Genomic DNA, 21246 nt, shown 5'->3' on the forward strand with positions numbered 1-21246 from the left:
TAATTCTTGAAATTGCATTAGTTTATGTGAATAATTAACAGTAATTTTGCACCCTATTTTAAATACATATATGAATAAATTTGAACAATTAGGATTGAATGAATCGTTACTGAAGGCGATTTTAGATCTAGGATTTGAAAATCCGTCAGAGGTACAGGAAAAGGCGATTCCCCTATTATTGGAAAAAGACACAGATATGGTTGCGTTGGCTCAGACAGGGACAGGGAAAACGGCAGCTTTCGGTTTTCCGCTAATTCAAAAAATTGATGCTGACAATAGAAACACACAAGCATTAGTTTTATCGCCAACACGAGAACTTTGTTTACAGATTACCAACGAACTTAAAAACTACTCAAAATACGAAAAAGGTATTAATGTGGTAGCAGTTTACGGCGGGGCTAGTATTACAGAGCAAGCTAGAGAGATTAAAAGAGGCGCACAAATTATTGTGGCTACTCCAGGAAGAATGCAAGACATGATTAACAGAGGTTTAGTTAACATTAAAAATATAGATTACTGTATTCTTGATGAAGCTGATGAGATGTTGAACATGGGATTCTATGAAGACATCGTATCTATTTTATCAGATACTCCAGATCAAAAAAACACATGGTTGTTCTCTGCAACTATGCCGCAAGAGGTTGCCAGAATTGCAAAACAATTCATGAGCGAACCGGTTGAAATTACTGTTGGTGCTAAGAACTCAGGTTCTGCAACAGTTTCTCACGAATTTTACTTAGTAAATGCTCGTGATCGTTACGAAGCTCTAAAACGTTTGGCAGATGCTAACCCAGATATTTTCTCTGTAGTTTTCTGTCGTACTAAAAGAGATACACAGGCTGTAGCTGAAAAATTAATTGAAGATGGATATAGCGCCGCTGCGTTACACGGAGATTTATCTCAGGCACAACGTGACGGGGTAATGAAATCTTTCCGTGGAAGACAAATTCAGATGCTTGTTGCTACTGACGTTGCTGCACGTGGTATTGACGTTGATAACGTAACTCACGTTGTGAACTACCAATTACCAGATGAGATTGAAACTTACAACCACCGTTCTGGACGTACAGGTAGAGCTGGAAAATTAGGAACTTCTATTGTAATCGTTACAAAAAGTGAGTTACGTAAAATTTCTTCTATCGAGAGAATCATTAAACAAAAATTCGAAGAAAAAGCTATTCCATCTGGAATCGAAATCTGCGAAATTCAGTTATTGCACTTAGCAAACAAAATTAAAGATACTGAGGTTGATCACGAAATTGACAACTATTTACCAGCAATTAACAATGTTCTTGAAGATTTATCTAAAGAAGAATTGATTAAGAAAATGGTATCTGTAGAATTTAACCGTTTCATTACTTACTACAAAAAGAATAAAGATATCTCTACTCAATCTTCTGGAGAAAGACGTGAAAGAGGTGATTCTGAGCCAAGAGAATTCAACAACAACGGAGCAGTTCGTTATTTTGTAAACATTGGTTCTAGAGACAATTTCGACTGGATGTCTTTAAAAGATTACTTGAAAGAAACATTAGACTTAGGTCGTGATGACGTTTTCAAAGTAGATGTAAAAGAAGGTTTCTCTTTCTTTAACACTGATCCTGAGCACACTGATAAAGTAATGGATATTTTAAACAACGTTCAATTAGAAGGACGTCGTATTAATGTTGAAATTTCTAAAAATGACGGAGGCGGAAGACGTGACCACAACAACCGTGGCGGCGGAAGAAATTCTGGCGGACAAAGAAGAGAAGGAAACTTCGCTCCAAGACGTGAAGGTTCTGGCGGAGGTTTTAGAAGCGACAGAAACTCTGCTCCAAGACGCGAAGGTTCTGGAGGCGGATTTAGAAGCGACAGAAACTCTGCTCCAAGAGAAGGAGGTTTTAGAAGAAACGAAGGTGGTTCTGACAGAGCTCCAAGACGTTCTGAAAGTTTTGGTGATTCATCAAGACCAAGAAGACCAAGAAGAGATTAATTATTTAATATCTTAAAAATACAAAATCCCAAATTCCAGACATAATTGGAATTTGGGATTTTTTTATATTCAGAATCTTACTCTATAAAATAAGCTTTCTAATTCGAAGTATTTTAATTTATCGTCTATACCGCTTTTTATTAAAATACTAAAAGCTATACTGATGCCATTGTTAATTTTCTTATAATTATATTCCAAGACTACGAAATATTTAATCTCGATTTACTACTTTTAGTGCTTTAAATCAGGATATGAAATATTTCGCAGTTTTCTTTTTTTTACTATTCTCGGCTGTTAGTTTTGCGCAAGATGTTGACTCATCTACCCCGCAAAGAGTTTCAGGTTACATTATAAACGACGATAGTAAACAGCCTCTTCCAAATGTAAATATCATTAACACAAACAAAGTACGCGGTGCAAAATCAGATTCAAAAGGGTATTTTGAAATTGACGTACAGCCTAATGATACTATTCATTTCTCTCTTTTAGGATTTCAATCTCTTAGAATCAGAGTAACAAATGACTGGATAAAAAACAAAGTAACTCGAATTCAGCTTACTGAAAAAGCCATTGCTCTTGAAGAAGTTATCATTGCCCCTTTCAGTTTAACGGGATATCTTGAAATTGACTCTAAACTGATCCCTACAAAAGAAAACTACCGTTATAGTATTTCTGGCCTTACACAAGGTTATGAAGCAGGAGAATACTCTCCAAATGCTTTTGGTAAAGTATTGGGCTCTATTTTTAATCCTGCTGATATGCTTTATAATTTCTTCGGAAAAAACAGCAGGGAGCTTAAAAAACTTAAGGACATGAAAAAAGACGATACAATTAGAAATCTTTTGGAAACCAAATACGACCGTGAAACTATTGCTGTTTTATTAGGAATAAGCAAAGACGAAATCCCTGAAATTATGCATCGCTGCAACTATTCTGATGCTTTTATTCAATCAGCAAATGACTTACAGATTTTAGATGCCATAAGCGGTTGTTACGAGCAATACAAAGTATTAAAAAGGAATTAAAGCTTTACTCTTATTATACAAATCCTCAATTTTAAAAATTGGGGATTTTTTTATGCCTTTTAGGATTTAAAAAAGCTATATTTACTTCATAATCAATTTAAAACAATTAAAACAAATATCAATGGCAAAAAGTCAGGATGCTAAAAAACAGCAAAAAAAAGAACCGTTAAAAACGGCTAAAGAAAAGAAAGAAGAAAAAAGAGAGAAGAAAAATGCTCCAAAAAGGGATTAAGTTTTCAGTCGCAGTCACAGTTTTCAGCATCTAAGGAAACTGAAAACCGTAACTGACTACTGAGACTGTAAACCGAGACTATTTAACTGGTATATTTGAAAGAATCTCTAATACAAATTTCCAATATTTCTGCGCAGATGAAATGCTTGCTCTTTCGTCTGGAGAGTGCGCTCCGTGAATTGTTGGTCCAAAAGAAATCATATCCATTCCTGGATAATTTGTCCCTAAAATTCCACATTCTAAACCAGCGTGACAAGCTACAACTTTAGGCTGTTCGCCATTTTGTTTTTCGTAAATATCTTTTAAAACTTCTAATATTTCAGAATTTACATTTGGAGTCCATCCCGGATAAGAACCAGAAAGTTCTACTTCACATCCTACTAATTCAAACGCAGAACGTAACGAATTAGCTAAATCAAATTTTGAAGATTCTACAGAAGAACGTGTTAAACATCCCACAAGAATTTCTCCGTCTTTTACAACAACGCGGGCAATATTGTTTGAAGTTTCAACTAAATCAGCCATATCAGGGCTCATTCTGTAAACTCCGTTTTGCGCAGCATAAATTGCTCTTATAATACCTTCCTGAACGCCTAAATCCATTACTTTTTCAGGCAAATCAGATTTTACAATTTCAATCGTTAAGTTAGGTTCTGTTGTTTTGTATTCAGCTTTAATATCAGAAATAATTTCCTGCATGTCATACACATACGCTTCATCAAACATTTGAGAAATAATTACTTTCGCAACACTTTCTCTCGGAATTGCATTTCTAAGACTTCCTCCGTTAATTTCAGAAACCTGCAGTCCAAAATTTTCAAAACCATCAAATAATAAACGGTTCATAATTTTGTTTGCGTTTCCTAAACCTTTATGAATATCCATTCCAGAATGTCCTCCGTTTAAGCCTTTTACCGTAATAGTATAACCAACTGAAGCTTCAGGAACTTCTTCTTCATTATAAGTTCTTGTTGCCGTTACATCGATTCCACCAGCACATCCAATATCAATTTCATCATCTTCCTCTGTATCAAGATTCAACAAAATCTGTCCTTGCAGAATCCCACCTTTTAGATTTAAAGCCCCAGTCATTCCTGTTTCTTCATCAACAGTAAATAAGGCCTCAATTGCAGGATGCGGAATATCTTTGCTTTCCAAAACAGCCATAATAGTTGCCACTCCTAACCCATTGTCGGCTCCTAAAGTTGTACCACGCGCACGAACCCAGTCACCATCAACATACATATCAATTCCTTGTGTATCGAAATCAAAAACGGTATCAGCATTTTTTTGGTGCACCATATCCAGGTGTCCCTGCATTACGATTGGTTTACGGTTTTCCATTCCCGGAGTTGCCGGTTTTCTGATGATTACATTTCGGATTTCATCTTCAAAAGTTTCCAAACCCAAGCTGTTTCCAAAGTTTTTCATAAACTCGATTACTCGCTCTTCTTTCTTTGAAGGACGCGGAACAGCGTTTAAATCTGCAAATTTATTCCAAAGTGCTTTTGGTTCCAGATTTCTTATTTCCTGACTCATTATATTTTGTTTGATGTTTAACAATTAAGAGCCTCAAAGTTACAAAGTTTAAATGCTTTTTCCGCCTCGAATTTCATGAATTAGCGCAAATTAAAACGACTTTAAAATAGAATTACACGAATATTCTATTAAAGCAAGAAATACGAAAGTAAATTTAATTTTCTTAAAGAGGATATTTTGCAGGATTCATTGAAGTATTAAAAACAGATAAAATATATACTGTTTTTAATTTCTCATCGATGAAATAAAAAATGATAAATGGAAATTTTTTAGTGGGAAGACCACGATAATCTTTATATCTGATTTCAAAAAAAGGATTTTTAGATAATGTATCTAAATGTTCGTCAATTACTTTATAAAAATACTCACCTAAACCGCTTTGCTTAGACTCATAATAATCAATAGCATTTTGTATATCAACGAGCGCTCTTGGCTCAATAACAACATTAAAAATCATTTGCCTTATTTAAAACGCAATTTCTTTTTTGCTTCATTCCAAGGAAGAAACTCATCAGCTTTTGAAGTTGATCTTCTTTCGTCTAACAAATTTTTCATTTCTTCAGTCACTGAAAATTCATTTATTACAGTTTCATAATTGAATTTTTCTATTAACTGCATAAAGAATGACAATTCATTATCTGGAATATTTAAAGTGATTTGTGTCATTTTTTCCTTATTATTGAATAACAAATTTACAAAAAATAACACTAACTATCTTTTAATTATTATTTTTATACAAACGTAATAACCGTGACAAGAAAACATATCCTTCCCCTATTTCTTTTAATTCAGATTATCTTTTTAAAAGTTCTTCCTTTTTTTCCTGACTTTGTTGAAGGCTTTTACAGCAACAATTTATACATTAGAATTTCTCATTTCTTACGAATAGTTTTAGGTAAAATTCCTTTTTCTGTGGGCGACAGCATTTACGGTATTTTGATTATATCAATTATCAGCTGGTTCTGGAAAATTAGAAAAACATGGAAAACCGAATGGAAAGATCATATCTTAAAAATTTTAGGCAAAATTTCCGTTTATTATTTTCTGTTTCATGTGCTTTGGGCTTTTAATTATTATCGTGAACCTCTTTTCCAGAAAATGGAAATTAAAAGAGAATACAGCGATGCTGATTTATTAGCGTTCACAAAAAAACTGATTGTTAGAACCAATGAAATCCAGTTTAAGATCACAAAAAACAAAAACGAGAAAATTTATCTTCCGTATTTACAGGAAGAAGTTTTTAAAATGAATTTAAGCGGATATAACAATCTAGCACAAGAGCATCCATATTTTAAATACAACACATTAAGCGTTAAAAAATCACTATTCAGCGTTCCATTAACTTATATGGGATTTGGCGGTTATTTAAATCCGTTTACTAATGAAGCACAGGTAAATGATTTACTGCCTATGTATTCTTTCCCGCTCACGGCTTCACATGAAATGGCTCATCAAATTGGTTTTGCGAGTGAAAATGAATGTAATTTTATCGGCGTTTTGGCATGTGTGAAGAATGATAATTTATATTTTCAATATTCAGGATACAGCTTTGCATTGCGTTATTGTCTTGGAATCTGGAAGTTTAAAAATGAAAAAGTTTTTGAAAAATTAAAAAAAGAGATAAATCCCGGAATTTTAAAAAACTATCAGGAAAGCCAGGATTTCTGGAAAAAATACGACACCTTTATAGATAAAGGTTTTCACTTTTTGTATGATAATTTCCTGAAATCGAACAATCAAAAAGACGGAATGGAAAGCTACAGCAAGTTTATAGATTTGATGATTAATTATTATAAAACGAGAAAATTTTAGATTTTTCTGCCACAGATCGCACAGAGTAAAAGGATTTTTATTTTGTATTAAACAACTAAAAGAAATTATAATCTTTTAATGTGCGTCAAAAAAAATAAATTTAACTGTAACAAAAATGATTTCATAACTACTAATACTTTTATGAGCGAAAATCTAGAACAGTCATTTGTTGCACAATTGCAGGCAAATCAGAATATAATCCACAAGATTTGTAGGTTGTATACTGATGGCGAAGACGCTCATAAAGATTTGTTTCAGGAAATCACCATTCAGCTCTGGAAAGCTTATCCAAAATTTAGAGGCGACAGTAAATTTTCGACCTGGACGTACCGTGTTGCTTTAAATACAGCAATTACATTATACCGAAAAACCAAAAGGACCATATCTACCGTAGATTATGAAAGTCATCAGCACTTTGTGAGAGATGTTGATTACAATTATGAAGAGGAAGAACAGATAAAATTGATGTATAAAGCAGTTTATCAGCTCAACGACATCGAAAAAGCATTAGTTTTTATGTATTTAGAAGACAAAGATTATCAAGAAATAGCCGAAACCTTAGGAATCAGCGAAGTGAATGCACGTGTGAAAATGAATAGAATTAAAGGGAAACTTAAAAAAATACTAAATCCTTAAAAATTATTATGAAAGAACTGGATTTATTAAAAAAAGACTGGAAAAAGAACTCTGATTCTTTTCAACAAATTTCTGAAACAGAAATCTACAGAATGATTCACAAAAAATCATCTTCTATTGTAAAATGGATTTTGATTATCAGTATTCTGGAAATTTCATTTTGGACTTTCTCAAACTTGTTTATCAACACAGATGATGTTTTAAGAAAAATAAATCATCCTGAGATTGTTGTTACCCTTGAATATTTAACTTATTTGAATTATCTGGTGGGATTAATTTTTGTTTTTATTTTCTACAAAAATTATACTACGATTTCTACAACCGTTGCTACAAAATCTTTAATGAGCGCTATTTTAAGAACCAGAAAAACGGTTCAGTATTATGTGTGGTACAACTTAGGAATGATTGTGGTTACGTCTATTTTAAGCTTTTTTATCGCTTTTGTCTACAATCCTGATATGGCTTTTTTAAGAGAAAAATTGGCTGTAAACGGAAAAGCAATGTTTACCACAATTGGAATTTTAATTCTGGTAATCCTAGGTTTCTTTGGAGTGTTCTGGTGTTTCTACAGATTATTGTACGGAACTCTTTTACGCAGATTGTATGTGAATTACAAGGAGTTGAAGAAGATTGATTTTTAATTGAGGTTCAAAGGTTCAGAGCGACAAAGGCTCAAAGATGCTAGTTTTCCAACTTGAAACTTGAAACCTGAAACCTGAAACAAAAAAATAACCTAAAATTCTAATAATCCCATTGTCTCATTTTGTTAAGTTCTTCTTGTGCTTTTATTTCTTCGGCAGGAATAACTTTTAAAAATGATGGATGCTGTTCGATTGCGTATTCTACTTTTTCTACGATCTGCTCGATAGTATCGTTTTCATAATCGATTTCAAGAGGCTCTTTAATTATGAAAGACTGAAGTATATTTTTCTTTTTCATACGAAGTCCCTTTTTATCAAAAGAACGACGGAAACCGTCAATTACAATAGGAATTACGATAGGTTTATGCTGTTTGATAATATGCGCTGTTCCTTTACGAACGGGCTTAAAAGATTTTGTTGTTCCCTGCGGAAAAGTAATAACCCAGCCGTCTTCAAGAGCAATTCTAATATTTTCGGTATCATTTGGGTTTACATCACGTTTTTCTGTAACGTCAACTCCTTTTGATCTCCAGGTTCTTTCAACTGTAATAGCCCCAACATAAGCCAAAATTCTTGGCAGTAATCCTGCCTGCATAGTTTCTTTTGCAGCAACATAATAAATATTCATTTTTGGCTGCCATAAATAACCAATATTCTTAATAGTATCTTGACGTCCGCTTAAACTTGCATTAAACACATGAAACATTGCAACAACATCGGCAAAATACGTTTGGTGATTCGATATAAACAAAACATTTGTATCCGGAAGCGTTTTAATAATTTCAGATCCTTCAATCTGCAATTCATTAAAACCTCTATATCTTCTATGTGTCATGGCACCCAAAATACGGATTAACCATTTCTTGATGAATAATATATGACCGAAAGGATTTCGTTTAAACAATCCCATAATGCTGTTTTGTGTTATTTTTGGTTAAGTCGCAAACATACAAAAATTATTCTTTTAGCAATAGCTTTATACAATTTACAGAATAAAACACTATTATCATGAATATCAAATTGTTAATTTTATTCTATTACGAATTTTCTGCAAAAGTTGTTTTTAAAACATCTCTCAGTTCACTTAAAATCATCGCTGTTGCCCCCCATACAATATGATTTTCAATATAGAATGCCGGAACCAGAATATCATTTCCATAAGAAGTTGATAATGTGGTTTCGATCATAATTTCATCATCTAAAAAAACAGACAGCGGCAGTTCGATAATCGAAGCTACTTCACGCGCATCCGGATAAAATGAAAGTTCTTCTTTTGCAATTCCCAAATACGGATGAACCAAGAAGTTACTTGGCGGAATATACATGGGTGTAAAATGCTTTATAATTTCTATTTTCTCAGGAAGAACACCAATTTCTTCGCTTGTTTCACGCAAAGCTGTTTCCTGATAATCCCGATCTGTAAGTTCATATTTACCTCCCGGAAATGCTATTTGCGAGGAATGAACTCCGTTGTAAGCATTTCGGACAATTAAAATAAGATGTGTTTTTTCGTTTTTAGGATAAAACAGCATCATAACTGCAGCAATTCGCGGATTCTTTGCATTAATATCTAAGTTTTTCAACGCCTGAATGCGTTCTAGAGGTGCCATTTTAGCGTGTGCCGTTTCTGCCGGAAGTTCAACTGGAATTAAATTAGGAACATATTGTAAAAATTGTTGAAAATCCATATTCAAAGTTTATTTTTGTACTTTCAATTAAAATATAAATATACTCTAGAAAATGCGGTTCTACAAGTTTTCTAAAACAAAGCCATAAAAATGTACAGCAGAGAAGAATCACAAAGAATGAAAAGGGAATTTTGGGTAGCTTTTGCAGAAAAGTATCCTAGAAAATGGGTTCTTTATGATACCAAAATAAAAGATTTCTCTTTTAAATTTTATGTAGACAATAAAAAAGCTCAGGTTTTAATTGACATTGAACACCGAAGCGATGAAAAACGATATGCTTATTTCGAAAAACTGGAAGCTTTAAAGAATATTCTGGAAGAAGAATTCATTAAGGATTTGGTTTTTGAAAAAAACTATACTCTTGAAAGCGGCAAAAACATAAGCCGAATATGGGTTGAAAAACTTGGTGTTGGTTTTAGCAACCGCAATAACTGGGACGCAATTTTTGATTTTTTCAACGAAAAAATGCACGCTCTCGAAATGTTTTATCTGGAATATGACGAGTTTATTAAGGAAATTGATGTCTAAGCCACTAAGCTTCTGAGATACTCAGGTTCTAAGATTTTTATATAACAAACCCGACAGGTTTTAAAAACTTGTCGGGTTTATTATTTTATTTTAACCCTTTTAACATCTAACTATTACTTCTGATTCATTGACTTTAGCATAGCTTTTATCTCTATTATTTCTTGATTTTGATTTTCTAAACTTATAATTTTGTTATTTTGAAGTTCTAGCTTTTTATTTTGCTCGATTACATATAAAGTTAATTCTTCAATTTTTTGCAATAATTTAGCATTCATTTCACTAAGATTTATACCCTCGCTTTCCATTTTTACTGCAGGAGCAATGTCTGGAAGATGTTTATTTAATTTTATATATTCAGCTAATTCATTAAGCGGCATTAAATTATAATCACTTTCAAAAACAAAATCACATCCTTTATTTAAACAAACCTTGACTTCTTCTGCTCTGATTGTTCCATTAATATCAATTAAACCAGTATTTGTTAATCTCATACGCTCTATTCCAGAAACAAAAAACTTATGCGACGTATAATGATGATATTGAAGTCCATCATCCCAGGCCGGATTACTAATTTTATAAGATCCTCTATTAATTGAACGATCAAAATAAATGGTTTTAAAATCTAAAGTTATATCTCCATTTACTTCAAATTTCGTTTGAGGATCTGATACCCCAATTCCAATATTGCCATTTTGTTGAATCTTAAGTCTTTCGTTTCCCATTGTAAAAAACTTATGAGATGTATAATGATGATATTGAAGTCCATCATCCCAAGCCGGATTACTAATTTTATAAGATCCTTTATTAATTGAACGATCAAAATAAATAGTTTTAAAATCCAAAGTTATATCTCCATTTACTTCAAATTTTGTTTGAGGATCTGATACACCTATCCCGACATTGCTATTATTTGAATTAGATACTCCGTTTGTACCATTAGGAATAAATAAATGTTGTGAAAAAGATTTTATTACAATAAAAAAAATCAAAAGGGAAAAAGTATTTCTTAATTTCATAAGTTTTTATTAGTTAGAATCATAAAGAATAATGCAGCAAACCTGATAGGTTTCAAAAACTATTGGGTTCAATATTTTAAACCGTAAAAATATTATAAACGATAATATGGTCATCGTAATTGATATAGAGCTGTTTACGGAAATCCTGTTTTTTTCTGGTAATGATTGAAAGTTTACATTCTTTTCCGTCGTTATCTTTACACAAGAAAGAATACACAATATCAGTATCGTTTTCTTCTCTTTCTATATAATCCAAAATATTAAAAAGCTGGATTTCCTGAGAGTACACAACAATACGGTGTTTATCTGTATCTAACACAACCGAAAGATTTACCAAGTCAAGGTTCGACCATTCGCCCCATTTCCCTCTCTCATTTTTTTGCAGTACGCTAAAACCCGAAGTTTTAAAATGATAGGATTGGCTTTGAACTTGCTGCAGTCCAAAAGCTAAAAACAATATAATTATATAAGTGCGAATAGAATTCATAAATATTTCTTGCGGATAATTAAAAATCAAATGTAGCTTTTTCTTCGCGAGCAGCTTTAAAATCGGCTATCATTTCTTGAACAATTTGTTCGACAGGTAAAATTTCATGAATCAGTCCGGCGATTTGTCCTATTTCGAGTTCACCTTCTTCTAAATCACCTTCAAACATTCCTTTTTTGGCTCTGGCTCTTCCTAATAATTCAATCAAATCTTCTTTAGAAGGACATTTTTCATATAAAGCCTGAACATCATTATAAAACTTATTTTTAACCAATCGAACCGGAGCTAATTCTTTTAAAGTCAATTGAGTATCTCCTTCTTTTATATTAACTATCGTTTGTTTAAAATTATTGTGGGCAGATGATTCTATCGATGCGGCAAAACGGCTTCCAACCTGAACACCATCGGCACCTAAAACCATTGCAGCAAGCATTCCCCTTCCGGTTGCAATTCCGCCGGCAGCAATAATTGGAATTTGGATTTTTTCCTTTACCATCGGAATCAAAGTAAAAGTAGTAGTTTCATCGCGTCCGTTATGTCCGCCCGCTTCGAAACCTTCGGCCACAATAGCATCTACGCCAGCTTCTTGTGCTTTTAAGGCAAAAACACTGCTGCTGACTACATGTACTACTGTTATTCCTTTTTCTTTTAAAAATGAAGTCCATGTTTTTGGATTTCCTGCCGAAGTAAAAACTATTTTAACGCCTTCTTCAATCACGATATTCATGATCTCTTCAATATTAGGATATAACATCGGAATATTAACTCCAAACGGCTTATCAGTCGCTTTTTTACATTTCTGAATATGTTCTCTCAAAACATCAGGATACATCGATCCTGCGCCAATTAAACCTAACCCGCCGGCATTACTTACTGCCGATGCTAATTTATAACCGCTATTCCAGATCATGCCGCCTTGAATAATTGGATATTTTATATTGAAAAGCGTTGTAATTCTATTCATTAAAACTATTATTGTTTTATTATTTTTCCTGTTTTATGTAAGCTTCCTGCATCGAAAGTATAAAAATAAAGTCCGTTTGTTAAACCTTCTACAGAAAGTACCGGATTTTGATTTGTGATTTGTTTTTCAATCAGCTTTTGTCCTAATAACGAATAGATAGAAACAGAAGCCGTTTCGTTATCAAACAAAAATGAGATATTTGATTTTGTTGGATTTGGATAAACCAAAAAATCTGAAGTTGACAGGAAAGTTTGAGTTCCTAAAGTAGAACCAAAATTTGGTATTCCATATCCATAACTAGTATCAGGAGTAGTATATCTGTCGGCAGAAGCCAAAATCATTTGTCTGATTTCTTTATTGGTTTTAGTTGGAAAAGCCTGCCATAAAGAAGCTGCCATTCCAGCCATAATTGGACATGAAAAAGAAGTTCCATCGGCAGTTCCTATACTTCCGTTTGCGTTAGCTACTGTCGCCGCAGATCCCTGTGCCATTACATCCGGCTTTATTCTGTTATCATAACTTGGCCCAATCGAACTGAAACTCGATTTTACTTTAGCAGCAGTAACCGCACCAATTGCCAGAACTGAAACAGCATCGGCTGGAGAACCAACATGTTTTTCTGTCGTATTTCCTTCATTTCCGGCAGAAGCTAAAACCAATATTCCTTTACTAAACGCTATTTCAGCGCCTCGCGAAATAAAAGTTGTTATTCCGTTCATATCGCTGTAGGTATGATTATATCTCGGCTCTGTGCGGTCGCCAAAATACCCTAATGAAGTAGTTATTATATCAACTCCCAAAGCATCAGCTCTTTCAGCAGCTTCAACCCATAAAGATTCTTCTACAGGATTTTCTACGGCATCAATTTCTGTAATAAAAAGATAATATGATGCATTTGGAGCTGTTCCAACCAAGGCGTTTTCTTTATAACCTCCCATAGTTGAAAGGACTAAAGTTCCGTGATCGTCTCCTGCATAAAAATTGTCATTTCGGGTGGTGAAGTCGTAACCTCCCAGAATTCGGTTGTTATTTCTAAGATTTTCAAAAGGCTGGGCTGTATTTACACCTGGAAATCCGGCATCTAAAACGGCTATAATTTTTCCTTCTCCGGTAAAATTCTGCTGATGCAGAACCTGACCGTTTAACATCTGAATTTGATTGGCAGAATTACCATACGAATAATCAACAGTAGTTTTTAACTTATCAAGTGTTTGACTTGTTTTTGCTTCCGAGACTTTTTTCGCAGAGGTATTTAAACTTTTATCAGCAAACTCAACTTTTGCTACAAAAGACAATCCTTTTAAAGCATTGATATTAGCTTGTGTACCGCGAATGTGAAGTGCATTAAGCCATTTAGACTGTGCCATCACCGTTATTCCTGTACTAGATTTAATTTGATTTACAAATGAAGTTTCTAACGGTGCATCTGTTAAATCTAAAACTATATTTTGATTTGTTCTTCGGTCTAAAGCTCTTTGTGATAGTTCTGATAAAGGATTACTAAAAAATGCCTGAGCATTAGGCTTTGCATTAAAATAAACCCACGCTTCTTCCTGCGCAAAAATGGCAAACGAAACGAAGAATAAAAGAAAAGTAAAGTTATATCTCATAGTATACTTTTTATGGAATTTCTTCCTAAGAAAGTATAAAGCTAAGAAATTACTCCCGAACCAACTAATTCATTTTCTAAATACCAGGCAACAAATTGTCCTTCTGTAATAGCAGACTGAGGCTCATCAAAATGAACATACATTCCGTTTGCAAACTGATGTAAAGTTGCTTTTTGCAATGGCTGACGATAACGAATTCTCGCCATTACTTCCATCTGTTCGCCTTCTTTTAGTTTCAAATCTTCACGAACCCAGTGTACTTCAGAATTGCCAACAAATAAAGCTTTTTTAAACAACCCAGGATGATTGCTCGTTAAACCAGTATAAATTGTATTGGTATCAACATCGGTAGCAATTACAAATAATGGGTCTGTAGTACCTCCAACATTTAATCCTTTTCTTTGGCCAACAGTAAAATAATGTGCTCCCTGATGTTTACCCATAACTTTACCCATTTCCGGACTATAGTTCAGTTTTTGAGATTCGATTTTTAATTCTTCTTCTAAAGACAATCCAGCTTGCTTTTCAACATTGTATATAGGATCATTTTTATCAATCTGAACAATTGTACCCTCTTTTGGCTGTAATTTTTGCTGCAAAAATTCAGGTAAACGCACTTTTCCAATAAAGCAAAGTCCTTGCGAATCTTTCTTTTCGGCAGTAACCAATTCCATTTCTGCAGCAATTTCGCGAACTTCCGGTTTTGTCAAAGCCCCAATTGGAAACAATGCTTTTGATAATTGTTCCTGAGATAACTGGCATAAAAAATACGACTGATCTTTGTTAACATCATTTCCGGCAATTAATTGATAAACCGTTTTTCCGTCAACTTCAATTTCGCTTTTCTGGCAGTAATGCCCAGTCGCAACATAATCAGCTCCAAGACTTAGAGCGATTTTCATAAAAACATCAAATTTGATTTCGCGGTTACAAAGCACGTCAGGATTTGGAGTTCTTCCTTTTTCGTATTCGTTGAACATATAATCAACGATTTTTTCTTTGTATTCTTCACTTAAATCAACTGTCTGAAACGGTATTCCAAGTTTTTCTGCAACCAATAAAGCATCGTTACTATCTTCTAACCAAGGACATTCGTTAGAAATAGTAACCGAATCATCGTGCCAGTTCTTCATAAAAAGGCCAATAACTTCGTATCCTTGCTGCTGCAATAAATAAGCTGCAACACTAGAATCTACTCCACCAGAAAGACCAACTACTACTCGTTTCATTTTAAAATATTTATTTTTACAAGGGTGCAAAGATACGCCATATTTTAGAAAATCGTAATGGTTTTGATTGGTTTATATAATCCGGTGGTAGATAAAACTTATGTTTTAAATACTTACTTTTAATATTCAATAAAATTGTCATGAAAAAATACATTTACAGCTTGTTTTTCTTTCTCATTTTTATGTCTTTAAGTGCGCAGAGATATTCTTCATCATTAGAAAATTACGAAGCATATAAGGCATTTAGAGGAAAACCTTTGTCTGATAAATTCTCTAATATCGAATCTGTAAAAGTAATTTATGATTTACGAAAACAGAAAATGTATTATTTCAACAGCACCTTAATTCCGCTTCATTATGATTTCGTAATTAATTATCTGCATTACAATCAGGATTTAGAAGTTTTTAATAATGATAATTACAGCAATACTCAAAAAAACCGCGATTTTTTACTTGGAAATTTAAATCATATTAAAGGAACTGGTAAATGGATTTTCGAATTGGCAGCTTCAGATCACATGCCTGTTGAACTTATAGAACGATTTTTCAATCTGGTTAAAAAATCAACTTTTATTGGCGAAAACCTAAAGTTTTATCTCAATAATCCAGAACAAATGGAATGGTTTCGTTTGGAACAGTTTAAAATACCTTGTGTAAAATCAGATTATATTTTTAATGAAATACAATATCAGGAAGTCGTTTCCGGAACTAATATTGGTATTTTAAGACAATACAAAATCAAGGATTTAGAAAAAGTAAAACCTAATCCGGATGAAATTGTTGTTTTAGATGGAACGCCGGATATTTTGCCAAACGTAAGAGGAATTATAGTCAACGAACTTCAAACGCCGCTAAGTCATTTGGTGCTTTTAGGCAAAAACAGAAAAATCCCAATTATGGCTTATACAATGGCCTTAAAAGATGAAAACATAAAAAAACTAATTTCTAAAAAAGTAGAATTAAAAATCAAGTCTGATACTTTTTTTATTAAAGAAACTGATAAAAAAATAGTCCTTAAAACGAATTCAAAAAAGAAAAAACTCACTATCGACAACACGGTTACAGATTTAGTAGATTTATCTAAAATTCCAAAAAAAGGAGTAAATTATATTGGATCTAAGGCGCAGAACATGTCGTATTTAATTGCCATTTCTAAAGAAATTCCGTTTAGAACCCCAGAAGATGCACATGCCATTCCGTTTTATTTTTATACAAAACATATTCAAAAAGAATCTATTTCACCTCTAATAAAGGAGCTTTTGGCATTTCCTAAGAAAGATTCTACGGTTTGGATTAATCAGCAGTTAAAAAAAATACGCGATGCAATTAAAAAAGAACCTGTAGATCCTGAATTAATTTCTAAACTGAATCTGGCTTTTAAAAATGCTAAATTCAAAAATTTCAGATTCCGCTCGTCAACAAATGCGGAAGATTTGGATGATTTTAACGGGGCTGGTTTATATGATTCTAAAACCGGAATTTTAGGCGACAGTATTAAAACATTTGAAAAAGCAATTAAACAAGTCTGGGCAAGTGTCTGGAATGAAGCTTCATATAATGAAAGAGAACTATTTGGAATCGATCAGCAGAATATTGCAATGGGTGTTTTGGTTCACCGTTCTTTTCCAGATGAACTGGCAAATGGCGTTGTGATTACAAAGAATATTTTCAGACAAAATTTTCCAGGAATTACAGTAAATGTTCAAAAAGGAGAAAACTCGGTTGTAAAGCCGGAAAAAGGTGAAATCTGCGAGCAGTTTGTGGCTTATCACTTTAATTCCGGAACTAACGATGATGATTTTGATGTTGATTATACTTCAAACTCAAATCTAAATGACAATGAACCTTTGCTAAGCAGAAAAGAAATGAGCCGGCTTTTTATGGTCAGTAAAAAAATTGAGGAAAAGATGTATCGTTATTGGCGAAAAAGTCTATTTCATCCTGTAGATATTGAGTTTAAAATTGTGGGAGAAAATCGGGATTTATACATCAAACAGGTTCGTCCTTTTAATGATTAGGTACAATTTGACATTTAGGCTATCAGTGACGAAGAATAAAGTTTATTCTGCCACAGATTAAGGGATTATAAATGATTTAAAAATGCGCTGGCAAACTCCCGCAGATTCTGCAGATCTAGCAGATTATTCTTCGGGAAACTTTATTAATAATCCCAGAGGGATTGCATATTTATAGAATAAAATGATTTTGTGTATAAACAAAGCCCCAGCGGGGCGGCATAAGGTAATTTCGCTCCTCTGAAGCTTTATTTGGTGCGAATAATCGCTTTTCTATATACTATACTCCTCCAGAGCTTTGAATTAACCTTAATAAAAAACCAAAAGATCTATTTCGTTTGTAACCGTATTGACCAAAACGATTTTAAAATCGAAATCTTTAATATTTATTTTTTCCTGAATTGCTTTGCGGATGTTTCCATTTTCTAAAGAAAAATCACTTACTAAAGGAATTTTCATATCGATTGCATTTAAATAGCTGGAAGCTTTTTTATTGACAATAACCGAGGCCGCAATATAAAAACCAATTATGATAACCTGAAAAAAGAGCAATATTTCAATTTTTTCAAAAGGATACATAATATCTAAAATAGAAAGTGTGATGGTAGCAAAAAGAAAAATTATAGCGTTTACTGTAAAGGATTGGGTTCTAAATCTCAGAATCGAAAAAATGGCGAATAAGCCAAAACCAATTCCAACACCAATTTCGATTTTTGTAAACAAATAACAAAGCGAAAATGTGCAAAGTCCCACAATTACCATTAATGGATTTATGGTTTCATTATCTTTTCGGTTAGAGAAAAAATACAGAACCAGTATCGAAAGAAACAATAACAAAAATCGTCCTGCAAGTTCGTTTAAATCCATTGAATCAAATTATTAGCAAATCAAATTTAAACAATTAGACAAAAAAATCAGCCGCAAATTCACAAATTTTAGTTTTATAACAAATTCGTGAATTCGCGGCTGAAAATTTAGATATTTAAAATTCTTAATTGCTCATTTTAGGTTTAGAATCGGCTTTATAGCTTGCTTTTGGGTCGCTCATATTTACTTCCTTAGTCAATTTGCCTTTAGTATAAAACTGCCACATTCCGGCTTTTTTTCCGTTTACAAATTTTCCCTTAGAAGCTATAGCTCCGTCTGCGTCATAAAAAACGGCATCACCATTAAACTCATTATTCTTATATGTCGCATCTTCTAAAAGTGTTCCGTTTTGTCCGTATTTTTTATAATTCCCTTCTCTTGAACCATTCTGATACGTCATTTCTTCGGCAACTTTAGCATTTGGATAATAAACTGTTTTTAATCCTTGAAGTTTGCCGTTTTTATAGTTTTCAGTACTCATTAAAACTTTAGAAGCTTTGTGATAATATTTCCATTCTCCCTCTCTCTCCTTTCCTATCTCTTTTCCTTCGCTTACTTTGTTTTTTTTCTGATCGTAAAAAATAGTGTATGAACTTCCATCATTAGCCGTAAAATCACGCGTTGCAATTATGTCGCCTTTTTGTGTGTCATCAAAAAAATTAAAAATTCCGGTTTCTTTTCCGTGACTGAAAGTACCTTCATAACGAGGACGTTTAGATTCATAAACTCCTTTCCATACACCGTCTTTTTTACCGTTTGCATCTAATTTATTAAACTCTGTTTGAGCGCTTAAAATAAAAACATTTAATAATGTCAGTCCAATTGCTAGTTTTTTAGAAATCATGTTTTATTCAATTTTTAAGTTAAACGAAAAATCGTTTCACAAAGTATAATTGGTGTTTCTCAAAAAATAAAATTTTGATTATTTCTCCTGAAAACCAACCCTCTAAAATAAAAAAATCCCGATTGAATCGAGATTTTTTTATTATTTAATTATTTCTTTTTGTTTTGATTTTTCTTCGCCGCTTCTTGTTGTTCCATTACTTCCTGAAGACGCTGTTGGAATTTGCTTGGCTTTTTAGGTTCTCTTTGTTTGTTCTCCTGAATTTGAGCGTGAATTTTATCACTGTCTACAATATAATTTTTGATTACAAACATAATTCCAATAGTAATTAAGTTTGAAATAAAGTTATACAAACTCAATCCAGCTCCATAACTATTGAAGAAAATTAACATCATTAATGGTGAAACATAAATCATGATTTTCATCATTTTTGCCATATCCGGCATACCTTCCTGCTGAGGCGCAGCCATTTGCTGATCTCCAGAAGTCATTTTCATGTAGAAGAAAATCGCAATTGCGGCCAAAATTGGGAACAAACTAATGTGATCTCCGTACAATGGAATATGGAATGGTAATTTTACAACTGAGTCAAAAGATGATAAATCGTCTGCCCAAAGGAAACCTTTTTGTCTTAATTCAAAAGCAGCAGGGAAAAACTGGAACGAAGCATACATAAAAGGAAGCTGAATCAATGCTGGAATACATCCTGCCATTGGGTTTACTCCTGCTTTGTTGTACAGTTTCATTGTTTCCTGTTGTTTTTTCATTGGGTCTTTTTTGAATTTTTCTCCCAACTCTGCAATATCAGGACGTAAAACTTTCATTTTAGCCTGAGACAGGAACGATTTATAGGTAATTGGCGACATTGCCAATTTGATAATAATGGTAAAAATGATAATTGCAATTCCTAATGATAATCCAATTGTTGAACTTAAGAATCCAAATAATGGTACAAATATCAATTTATTAATCCATCCAAAGATTCCCCATCCCAGCGGAATAATTTTTTGGAAATTCTTATCATACGATTTTAAAACTTTATAATCTGCAGGTCCAAAATACCATTGCATTTTATAATCAATCTCGCCATTTGAAAATGCCAATGGAACATTTGCTTTGAACTGTTTAGTAAAAACAGTGTCAATTTTTTCGTCATTTACTAAATTAATTGACTCTAATTTAGTAGTTTCAAATGGTTTATCTGTTACTAAAATAGAAGTAAAGAAGTGTTGTTTGTAAGCTATAAAACTAACTTTATCAACTGTTTCTTCTTCATGTTTTCCTAAACCTGCATAATTTATCTTCCCATCTTCATGCTCATAATAAATTTCTGCATAACGGTTTTCATAAGAAATACTTTTTTCGTTTCTGTAGGTTTTTAAATCCCATTGTAAATCTAATGGTTTAGCAGAATTTAAAACTTTGTTTAAGCCTTGAGAACGAACATCAAAACCAACTAAATAATCATTTGGTTTTAGTACATATTTATATTCTAAAAATTCATTAGCCCCAGCTTTTAAACGCATAGATAAAACCTGATCTGCTCCAATTTTTTCTAAAGTTGGTTCGAAAAACAAATCTTTAGTATTTAAAGTTCTGTTATCGACTGTTTGCAGCTGAATGTTTAAATGAGCATTATTGTCTTTAATCAATTCAACTAACTGCCCTGAATTTTTTTCAAACTTTTTAAATTCTTTTAAAGTAGCTTCAACTATATAACCACCTTTATTAGCGATTTTAAGTTTGATCTTTTCATTTTCAATAGTTGTAAAAGCTTCTTTTGCAGAAGAAAGCGCAGCAGAATATGCAAAACCGCCTAAAGTTTTTTGCAATTGTGCCAATTGAACTGTATCACCTGGTGTTACTGCAGTTGGAGCAACAGCTGTTTTAGCTTTATCAGCTTTTGCCTGAGCTTCTTGTTTAGCTACTAATTCTTTCTTGGCTTTTTCAGCAGCAATTTCTTTCTCAGAAGGCTGATTTTGATACATGATCCAAATCAAAATTCCGAATATCAATACAAAACCAACGATTGAATTAAGGTCTAATTTTTTTTCTTCCATTATTAATTTAAAAAAGTTATTCGTTGAAGCTTATTAGTAATGAGTTGATCTCAAAAGTTACATTCTTCTCAGAATATT

20 protein-coding genes are annotated in these 21246 nt (G+C 32.9%); 7 read left to right on the plus strand and 13 right to left on the minus strand.

The genetic code is table 11. The features are described from left to right. Positions 1–70 precede the first annotated feature (70 nt). Both ACTJIW_RS06335 and ACTJIW_RS06340 read left to right on the plus strand, forming a co-directional pair. The gene (locus ACTJIW_RS06335; RefSeq protein WP_440714948.1) at positions 71–1975 is read left to right on the plus strand and encodes a DEAD/DEAH box helicase; all 1905 of its coding nucleotides are present in this window, start codon (positions 71–73) and stop codon (positions 1973–1975) included. Positions 1976–2226: 251 nt separating this feature from the next. Then, entirely contained in the window at positions 2227–3000 is a 774-nt protein-coding gene (locus tag ACTJIW_RS06340) for a carboxypeptidase-like regulatory domain-containing protein (RefSeq protein WP_012024467.1), read from the plus strand. A 310-nt stretch (positions 3001–3310) separates the two neighbouring features. On the opposite strand, the gene ACTJIW_RS06345 is transcribed toward ACTJIW_RS06340, so the two are convergent. The 3 genes from ACTJIW_RS06345 to ACTJIW_RS06355 all read right to left on the minus strand — a co-directional run bounded on the left by ACTJIW_RS06345 (position 3311) and on the right by ACTJIW_RS06355 (position 5437). Next, complete coding sequence (locus ACTJIW_RS06345) at positions 3311–4771, minus strand: aminoacyl-histidine dipeptidase (protein WP_440714947.1); 1461 nt, start codon at positions 4769–4771, stop codon at positions 3311–3313. 163 nt (positions 4772–4934) lie between these two features. After that, positions 4935–5228 (minus strand): type II toxin-antitoxin system RelE/ParE family toxin, encoded by a 294-nt coding sequence (locus ACTJIW_RS06350; protein ID WP_121361755.1) that lies wholly within the window; start codon positions 5226–5228, stop codon positions 4935–4937. A gap of 5 nt (positions 5229–5233) precedes the next feature. Continuing rightward, on the minus strand, positions 5234–5437 hold the full coding sequence (locus ACTJIW_RS06355; protein WP_044047702.1) for a hypothetical protein: 204 nt from the start codon (positions 5435–5437) through the stop codon (positions 5234–5236). Positions 5438–5521: 84 nt separating this feature from the next. Between ACTJIW_RS06355 and ACTJIW_RS06360 the strand changes: the two genes are divergently transcribed. The 3 genes from ACTJIW_RS06360 to ACTJIW_RS06370 all read left to right on the plus strand — a co-directional run bounded on the left by ACTJIW_RS06360 (position 5522) and on the right by ACTJIW_RS06370 (position 7860). Beyond that, positions 5522–6583, plus strand: a complete 1062-nt coding sequence (locus ACTJIW_RS06360; RefSeq protein ID WP_440714946.1) for a DUF3810 domain-containing protein — start codon at positions 5522–5524, stop codon at positions 6581–6583. Between the two features lie 141 nt (positions 6584–6724). Beyond that, positions 6725–7219 (plus strand): RNA polymerase sigma factor, encoded by a 495-nt coding sequence (locus ACTJIW_RS06365; protein WP_073409791.1) that lies wholly within the window; start codon positions 6725–6727, stop codon positions 7217–7219. Positions 7220–7227: 8 nt separating this feature from the next. Next, positions 7228–7860 carry a hypothetical protein gene (locus ACTJIW_RS06370; protein ID WP_012024461.1) on the plus strand — a complete coding sequence of 211 codons (633 nt, stop codon included), beginning with the start codon at positions 7228–7230 and terminating at the stop codon, positions 7858–7860. Between the two features lie 100 nt (positions 7861–7960). Here the strand turns inward: ACTJIW_RS06370 and ACTJIW_RS06375 are convergent, their stop codons facing one another. Both ACTJIW_RS06375 and ACTJIW_RS06380 read right to left on the minus strand, forming a co-directional pair. After that, entirely contained in the window at positions 7961–8770 is an 810-nt protein-coding gene (locus ACTJIW_RS06375; protein WP_274252894.1) for a lysophospholipid acyltransferase family protein, read from the minus strand. Between the two features lie 127 nt (positions 8771–8897). Next, positions 8898–9548: an NUDIX hydrolase gene (locus tag ACTJIW_RS06380; protein WP_440714945.1), complete on the minus strand. Its 651-nt coding sequence runs from the start codon at positions 9546–9548 to the stop codon at positions 8898–8900. Between the two features lie 90 nt (positions 9549–9638). Between ACTJIW_RS06380 and ACTJIW_RS06385 the strand changes: the two genes are divergently transcribed. Next, on the plus strand, positions 9639–10076 hold the full coding sequence (locus ACTJIW_RS06385; RefSeq protein ID WP_073409655.1) for a DUF4268 domain-containing protein: 438 nt from the start codon (positions 9639–9641) through the stop codon (positions 10074–10076). 113 nt (positions 10077–10189) lie between these two features. Here ACTJIW_RS06385 and ACTJIW_RS06390 read toward each other — a convergent pair whose 3' ends face one another. The 5 genes from ACTJIW_RS06390 to mnmA all read right to left on the minus strand — a co-directional run bounded on the left by ACTJIW_RS06390 (position 10190) and on the right by mnmA (position 15382). Continuing rightward, positions 10190–11092 carry a hypothetical protein gene (locus ACTJIW_RS06390; RefSeq protein WP_440714944.1) on the minus strand — a complete coding sequence of 301 codons (903 nt, stop codon included), beginning with the start codon at positions 11090–11092 and terminating at the stop codon, positions 10190–10192. A gap of 76 nt (positions 11093–11168) precedes the next feature. Continuing rightward, on the minus strand, positions 11169–11579 hold the full coding sequence (locus tag ACTJIW_RS06395; RefSeq protein ID WP_121362893.1) for a hypothetical protein: 411 nt from the start codon (positions 11577–11579) through the stop codon (positions 11169–11171). Positions 11580–11598: 19 nt separating this feature from the next. Beyond that, positions 11599–12543, minus strand: coding sequence for an NAD(P)H-dependent flavin oxidoreductase (locus ACTJIW_RS06400; RefSeq protein WP_440714943.1), 945 nt, complete (start codon positions 12541–12543; stop codon positions 11599–11601). Positions 12544–12551: 8 nt separating this feature from the next. Beyond that, on the minus strand, positions 12552–14153 hold the full coding sequence (locus ACTJIW_RS06405) for a S8 family serine peptidase (RefSeq protein WP_440714942.1): 1602 nt from the start codon (positions 14151–14153) through the stop codon (positions 12552–12554). A gap of 41 nt (positions 14154–14194) precedes the next feature. Continuing rightward, the gene (gene mnmA / locus ACTJIW_RS06410; RefSeq protein WP_149207985.1) at positions 14195–15382 is read right to left on the minus strand and encodes a tRNA 2-thiouridine(34) synthase MnmA; all 1188 of its coding nucleotides are present in this window, start codon (positions 15380–15382) and stop codon (positions 14195–14197) included. A gap of 140 nt (positions 15383–15522) precedes the next feature. Here mnmA and ACTJIW_RS06415 point away from each other — a divergent pair, with 140 nt between their 5' ends. Further along, positions 15523–17400, plus strand: a complete 1878-nt coding sequence (locus ACTJIW_RS06415; protein WP_440714941.1) for a PEP/pyruvate-binding domain-containing protein — start codon at positions 15523–15525, stop codon at positions 17398–17400. 306 nt (positions 17401–17706) lie between these two features. Here the strand turns inward: ACTJIW_RS06415 and ACTJIW_RS06420 are convergent, their stop codons facing one another. From ACTJIW_RS06420 to yidC, 3 genes are all read right to left on the minus strand, one after another. Beyond that, positions 17707–18264, minus strand: coding sequence for a DUF4956 domain-containing protein (locus tag ACTJIW_RS06420; RefSeq protein ID WP_149207987.1), 558 nt, complete (start codon positions 18262–18264; stop codon positions 17707–17709). Between the two features lie 124 nt (positions 18265–18388). After that, positions 18389–19108 carry a toxin-antitoxin system YwqK family antitoxin gene (locus tag ACTJIW_RS06425; RefSeq protein WP_012024451.1) on the minus strand — a complete coding sequence of 240 codons (720 nt, stop codon included), beginning with the start codon at positions 19106–19108 and terminating at the stop codon, positions 18389–18391. Positions 19109–19257: 149 nt separating this feature from the next. After that, positions 19258–21168, minus strand: coding sequence for a membrane protein insertase YidC (yidC, locus tag ACTJIW_RS06430; RefSeq protein ID WP_440714940.1), 1911 nt, complete (start codon positions 21166–21168; stop codon positions 19258–19260). Positions 21169–21246 lie beyond the last annotated feature (78 nt).

Origin of the sequence: Flavobacterium sp. 22659 (assembly GCF_052044235.1) — a bacterium.
Taxonomy (GTDB): Bacteria; Bacteroidota; Bacteroidia; order Flavobacteriales; family Flavobacteriaceae; genus Flavobacterium; species Flavobacterium johnsoniae.

Coding starts and splice junctions, on each gene's coding strand:
- ACTJIW_RS06335 (WP_440714948.1), top strand. CDS start 71: ATGAATAAATTTGAACAATTAGGATTGAATGAATCGTTACTGAAGGCG.
- ACTJIW_RS06395 (WP_121362893.1), bottom strand. CDS start 11,579: ATGAATTCTATTCGCACTTATATAATTATATTGTTTTTAGCTTTTGGA.
- ACTJIW_RS06385 (WP_073409655.1), top strand. CDS start 9,639: ATGTACAGCAGAGAAGAATCACAAAGAATGAAAAGGGAATTTTGGGTA.
- ACTJIW_RS06340 (WP_012024467.1), top strand. CDS start 2,227: ATGAAATATTTCGCAGTTTTCTTTTTTTTACTATTCTCGGCTGTTAGT.
- ACTJIW_RS06400 (WP_440714943.1), bottom strand. CDS start 12,543: ATGAATAGAATTACAACGCTTTTCAATATAAAATATCCAATTATTCAA.
- mnmA (WP_149207985.1), bottom strand. CDS start 15,382: ATGAAACGAGTAGTAGTTGGTCTTTCTGGTGGAGTAGATTCTAGTGTT.
- ACTJIW_RS06415 (WP_440714941.1), top strand. CDS start 15,523: ATGAAAAAATACATTTACAGCTTGTTTTTCTTTCTCATTTTTATGTCT.
- yidC (WP_440714940.1), bottom strand. CDS start 21,168: ATGGAAGAAAAAAAATTAGACCTTAATTCAATCGTTGGTTTTGTATTG.
- ACTJIW_RS06365 (WP_073409791.1), top strand. CDS start 6,725: ATGAGCGAAAATCTAGAACAGTCATTTGTTGCACAATTGCAGGCAAAT.
- ACTJIW_RS06350 (WP_121361755.1), bottom strand. CDS start 5,228: ATGATTTTTAATGTTGTTATTGAGCCAAGAGCGCTCGTTGATATACAA.
- ACTJIW_RS06375 (WP_274252894.1), bottom strand. CDS start 8,770: ATGGGATTGTTTAAACGAAATCCTTTCGGTCATATATTATTCATCAAG.
- ACTJIW_RS06380 (WP_440714945.1), bottom strand. CDS start 9,548: ATGGATTTTCAACAATTTTTACAATATGTTCCTAATTTAATTCCAGTT.
- ACTJIW_RS06345 (WP_440714947.1), bottom strand. CDS start 4,771: ATGAGTCAGGAAATAAGAAATCTGGAACCAAAAGCACTTTGGAATAAA.
- ACTJIW_RS06355 (WP_044047702.1), bottom strand. CDS start 5,437: ATGACACAAATCACTTTAAATATTCCAGATAATGAATTGTCATTCTTT.
- ACTJIW_RS06425 (WP_012024451.1), bottom strand. CDS start 19,108: ATGATTTCTAAAAAACTAGCAATTGGACTGACATTATTAAATGTTTTT.
- ACTJIW_RS06420 (WP_149207987.1), bottom strand. CDS start 18,264: ATGGATTTAAACGAACTTGCAGGACGATTTTTGTTATTGTTTCTTTCG.
- ACTJIW_RS06405 (WP_440714942.1), bottom strand. CDS start 14,153: ATGAGATATAACTTTACTTTTCTTTTATTCTTCGTTTCGTTTGCCATT.
- ACTJIW_RS06370 (WP_012024461.1), top strand. CDS start 7,228: ATGAAAGAACTGGATTTATTAAAAAAAGACTGGAAAAAGAACTCTGAT.
- ACTJIW_RS06390 (WP_440714944.1), bottom strand. CDS start 11,092: ATGAAATTAAGAAATACTTTTTCCCTTTTGATTTTTTTTATTGTAATA.